Annotated in this window: 2 protein-coding genes and 3 pseudogenes; all 5 read right to left on the reverse strand. The window is 63.0% G+C overall.

Annotation, left to right across the window (positions count from 1 at the left end):
- Positions 1-104: 104 nt before the first annotated feature.
- Positions 105-860 carry an IS21-like element ISFK1 family helper ATPase IstB gene (gene istB, locus AOQ71_RS17000; protein ID WP_057740971.1) on the reverse strand — a complete coding sequence of 252 codons (756 nt, stop codon included), beginning with the start codon at positions 858-860 and terminating at the stop codon, positions 105-107.
- 17 nt (positions 861-877) lie between these two features.
- Positions 878-1,450: pseudogene (locus tag AOQ71_RS17005) on the reverse strand (Mu transposase domain-containing protein); the annotation flags it as partial.
- A 238-nt stretch (positions 1,451-1,688) separates the two neighbouring features.
- A complete protein-coding gene (gene istB / locus AOQ71_RS43320; protein ID WP_083514270.1) occupies positions 1,689-2,429 on the reverse strand; it encodes an IS21-like element helper ATPase IstB in 741 nt (246 codons plus the stop codon).
- Positions 2,430-2,440: 11 nt separating this feature from the next.
- A pseudogene (istA, locus tag AOQ71_RS17015) lies at positions 2,441-3,963 on the reverse strand (IS21 family transposase).
- Positions 3,964-4,123: 160 nt separating this feature from the next.
- Positions 4,124-5,041, reverse strand: a pseudogene (gene istA / locus AOQ71_RS17020) (IS21 family transposase); the annotation flags it as partial.
- Between the last annotated feature and the right edge of the window lie 98 nt (positions 5,042-5,139).

Here is a 5,139-nt window from a genome sequence, read left to right on the forward strand (position 1 = left end):
TGCGAATTTCACGGATTGTGAGCATCGATTTCGGGCGATCGTGAGCACTGAATTCAGACGATCGTGAGCAGCCCGCGGCGGCCGATGGGGAGATAGAGTCAGGGTTACGGCTGCCCGTCAAGGGCGATGGTTTTGGCGCTGCGTTTTCGCATGCTTTCACCGGAGAGCTGGAGGCGGTGGGCGTTATGGACGAGGCGATCGAGAATGGCGTCAGCGACCGTGGGGTCCCCGATGGCTCCATGCCAGGTGTCCACGGGGAGCTGACTTGTGACGATTGTGGATGCGCGGCCATGGCGGTCCTCGAGGATCTCGAGCAGGTCGCGGCGTTCGGCGGCAGTGAGCACGGACAAGCCCCAATCGTCCAGGATCAAAAGCTGAGCGCGGCCGAGACTTTTGAGGAGCCGGGGGTGACGCCCGTCGCCGCGAGCGAGCGCGAGGGCTTCGAACAGCCTCGGGACGCGATGATAGAGGACGGAGCGGTTGTCGCGGCAGGCCTTGTGGCCGAGGGCACAGGCCAACCAACTTTTGCCCAGGCCGGTGGCGCCGGTGACGAGCAAGTTCTCGTGGCGATCGATCCAGCGGCCTTCGACGAGCTTGGCGAAAACGGCGCGATCGATGCCACGCGGGGTACGCAGATCAACGTCTTCGACGCAAGCATTCTGACGCAACGCGGCGGTCTTGAGGCGCATGGCGAGCCGCCTGGTGTCGCGTTCGGCGGCTTCGCGGTCGACCAACAGACTTATCCGATCTTCGAACGGCAAGGCTTCGAGATCGGGTAATCGGCGCTGCCCCTCGAAGGCCTTGGCCATTCCGCTGAGGCCGAGCTCGATCAGCCGTTCGTGGGTTGGGTGGTTGAGCATGCATGGTCTCCTTTGCTTCAGTGGAAGTAGTCGCGGCCGCGGATGTTGCCGTGGCGCAGGGGTTGGGGCTCGAAAGGCTCGTCGTCGAAGAGAGTGCGATCGAGACCGTTCTGGAGAATCGATCGGATGGAGGCGACGGAGCGCGCCTTGATGAGGATGCCGCGCCGGCAGGCCGCGTCGACGCGTTCGGCGCCGTAGCTTTTGGCCAGCGCCAGAATGCCGAGGCAGGTTCGAAAGCCCTGTTCTGGATGAGGCCGGGCTTCGATCACGGCCTGGAAGAACGCTGCAGTCGAAGGGCCGATCCGCTCGCCAGCGGCGATCACCGCGGCGGGGGTCCATTTGCCGTAGCGGCGATGGGCGCTGGGCATGTGGTCGGCGATGGTGGTGTGTCCGCGCCGGTTGGGGGCGCAGGCATGGCTGGCGATGCGCTCGCCCTTGTGAAAGAGTTCGACCGTCCGATCGTCGATGCGGGCATCGACCAGCTCGCCGATCAGACGATAGGGCGCGGAGTACCAGTGGCCGTTGACCTCGACGTGATAGTCGGGAGCGACGCGGCAGCGCTTCCAGCGTGCGAAGGCAAATGCGGATTCCAATGATCGCGCGCAGGTATTCCAATCTGATGCCGCGCAGCGTTCCAATCTGATCGCGCGCATGTGAGGGCCCCTGATCGTTAAGGCAATTGGCACTATCGTTAGCCCGTGGTCAAGCGGCTGTCGAAGAGATCGCATTTGCGGAGCGAAGCTGACCGGGCGCGCCCCCCCAACAGTGCCGTAGCGGCCGGTCAGCTTCGCGGGCAGCAGTTGCGGTCTTCATCGGCCGAGCACGTAATCAAGGCCGAGGAAGAGCCGGCGGACGACGCATGGAGTCACCATTCAGTTCGAGCCTGTGCGCGTTGTGAAGCAGGCGATCAAGTATGGCATCAGCGTAAGTTGGGTCGTTTATGAGCTCATGCCATTTGGCAATTGGAAGCTGGCTGGTGACGAGTGTTGATCGACGGCCGTAGCGGTCTTCAAGGATTTCGAGCAGATAATGACGGGCATTGGCGTCGATGGCCTGGAGCCCCCAATCGTCCAAAATCAGGAGCTCGACGGCGGCGATGCTCTTCATCCGCGAAGCGAGTCGGCCATCGCCCCGGGCAAGGTCCAGCTCTTCGATCAACCGCGGCAGGCGGGTGTAAAGTACAGAGTGGTTGTCCCGGCAGGCCTTGTGGCCGAGCGCACAGCCAAGCCAGCTTTTCCCGACGCCGGTTGGCCCGACAATGGCGCAATTCTCATGGTTTTTGATCCAGTCTCCCTTGAGCAGTATGTCGAACAAGCGGCGGTCGAGCCCACGAGAGGCGCGGTAGTCGATATCCTCGGGCACGGCATGATGACGCAGATTTGCCTTACGAAGACGAAGCGCCAGGCGCCGGTTGTTACGCCAGGTCGCTTCATGATCCAGCAGCAACGCCAGCCATTCGGCGTGTGCGAGACCATGGACCTCCTCGTTGTCTGCGAGGCTCGTAAAGGCATCGGCCATGCCGGTAAGGCCGAGCTGGGTAAGCAAGCGAAGTGTGGGGGGTGTCAGCATTCTCTTCCCTTTCAGTGGTAATAACCTGAGCCTCTGATGTTGGTGTGTATGATCGGCTCGCGCTCGGTGGACGCAGGCGTTGCAACGCGATCGAGCCCCTTCTCGAGGATCGATTTGACGCTTGGGTAGTTGCGAGCCTGGATCTCAATCGCACGCAGCGCGGCCGCCTCGAGGCGCTCGGCGCCAAAGCGCTTCTCAAGCCGGATGATCCCAAGGCACGAACGATAGCCCTGTTCGGGATGCGGCCGATCCTCGATGATCCGGTCGACCAGCAGGCGCAGCATCGGGCCGATCCGGCTTGCCTCGCTGCGGATCTTTGCCGGCGTCCACTCGCCATAGCGCCGGTGGCTGGAAGGCATGTGAGCGCTGATCGTCGTGTGCCGCCCGTTGCCGCTGCCGCGCATGTGTGCGGCGATACGCTCGCCGCCCAGGAAGACTTCGACCGTTCGCGCACAGATCCGCGCTTCTACCTCCCGACGAGCAAAGCGGTAGGGCACCGAGTAGTAGTGCCGTTCGATCTCGACGTGATAGTCGAGCCCGACCCGGCATCGGCGCCATTCGGCATGGACCCACGGCTCGCCGGGAAGCGGTTTAAGATTCGGCGCATCAATCTCCTCGAACAGCTGGCGTCGCGTGCGGCCATACTGACGCAACACCCGTCCGTCATTGAGCTTGACCAGCCACTCGGCGATCGCACCGTTGAGCCCGGCCAGACTGTAAAAGGTCCGGTTACGCAGCCGCCCCAGCAGCCAGCGCTCGACGATTCCGACGCAGGCCTCGACCTTCGCCTTATCTCTCGGGCGACGCGGCCGTGCCGGCAAAATCGCGGTGCCGTAATGTTGCGCCATATCGCTATAGCTGCGGTTGACCATAGGGTCATAGAGGCAGGCCTTGATCACCGCGACCTTGGCGTTGTCGGGCACCAGGAGTTGCGTCGCGCCGCCAAAAAAGCTGTAGGCCGCGTTATGTCCCGCGATCCAGTCGCCGAGCTGCTCGGTCCACGTCGCCAGCGCGAACGATAAGCTGGATGCGCCCATGACCGCGACGAAGATGTGTGCGTCACGCACCTCGCCAGTCTTGCGGTCAACCACCGGCACCGTGTCGCCGGCATAGTCGACAAACAATTTCTCGCCCCGCCGTGGTGCTGGCGCATCACCAGCGGCAGCCGGCCTTCCCAGTTGCGGAACAAGTCACAGAAACGGCTGTACCGGTACCCGTCCGGATGCTCCGCAATGTACTCGTCCCACAGCACCTGCAAGGTCACGTGCTTGCGCTTGAGCTCGCGGGCAACAACGGACCAGTCAGGCTCGGCCACCTTGCGGCGACCCGGCTTCACGCCAGGCACCCCGTATAGCTGTTGCTCCAGCTCGGCGTCGCTTATCGCTTCCGGAACGGGCCATGCCAGTCCCGCACGCATAAACCGCTTCAGCGTGTCACGTACCGTCGTCGGTCCGACGCCCACACGCTCGCCAACTACGCGCGTCGAGAGCCCAGCCTCAAGGCTCAATCTCATAATCTCGCGCACCTGGCGCATGATAACCCTCCTCGTCGGCATCCAATTCTCCAAGCTGTTCCCAGCCGGAGAAATGGCCCAACGATCAGGCCTCACACCATCCGAAACTGCGCGCGATCAAATCGGAATGCTGCGCGGAGAATGCTCGGAATGCTGCGCGCGATCATTTCGGAACCCTGCGCGCCATCAACTCGGTACGGTGCGCGCGATGACCTCGGAATCGGCATATTTTGATGGCGGCGTTCAGTTCGGCCCGGGAAAAGAAGCGCTGATTGCGCAGCCGCGCCAGAATCCAGCGCTGGGCGATTTGCACCGCGACCTCGTACCTTCGCCTTGTCTTTTGGGCGCCGCGGCCGTGCGGCGAGAATGGCCGTGCTGTAATGGCTCGCCATCTCGGCATAGGTACGATTGAGACCGGGATCGTAACGGTCGGGGTTGCTGACGGCGGCCTTGAGGTTGTCGCAGACCACGAACGTCGGCGCCCCACCCAGAAAGGCGAACAGGTTGACATGCGCCCGGATCCAGTCGGTCAATCCCTCGCTCGGGCAGGCCTCGGCGTAGGTGTAGTTGGAAGCGCCCATCGCCGCGACGAACAGCTTCATCGGCTGCACTTCCCCGGTCAGGGAATCGATGACGTCGATGGTATCGCCGGCGAAATCGACGAACACCTTCTCGCCGCCCAGATGGGTCTGCCGCATTGACGGCCGGGCCCGTCCCTTCCAGGCCTCGTAGGTCGTGCAGAACCAGGTGTACCCGAAACCGTCGGGATTGCCGGCGCGGTACTCCTCCCAGAGCAGGTGGCGGGTCACATTGCGCCGGCGCAGCTCCTTATCGACGTAGCTCCAGTCGGGAACGGCCGCTGCGGGCTTTGCGAAGCAGGCCGCGGGGCCGGGAAAAGCAAAAGCTCCAGGTCTTCATCGGTCATTCCTTCCGGCAGCGGCCAGCTCAGCCCGGCAACACGGGCGCGGGTCAGGTAGCCATGCACGACGCCATTGCTGATGCTCAGGGAGCGCGCGATGGCCCGCTCCGGCAGACCTTGAACATGTTTTAGCCGAAGAACTTCTTTGATCCGGCGCATCGACAATCTCTGGATAGGCATGGGGCTTCCTCGTTAACGACGAGGCCATCCCTAAGCCGGTTGAGTTGTCGGCCGAAGCGGTGCAAGGCTCCGAAAACCTTGCTCACGATCCCGCGAAA

This window comes from Bradyrhizobium manausense, assembly GCF_001440035.1.
In the GTDB taxonomy this organism is placed as follows: Bacteria; Pseudomonadota; Alphaproteobacteria; order Rhizobiales; family Xanthobacteraceae; genus Bradyrhizobium; species Bradyrhizobium manausense.

Excerpts from the sequence above, each read along its gene's own strand:
- istB (WP_057740971.1), bottom strand. The coding sequence starts at position 860 with ATGCTCAACCACCCAACCCACGAACGGCTGATCGAGCTCGGCCTCAGC.
- istB (WP_083514270.1), bottom strand. The coding sequence starts at position 2,429 with ATGCTGACACCCCCCACACTTCGCTTGCTTACCCAGCTCGGCCTTACC.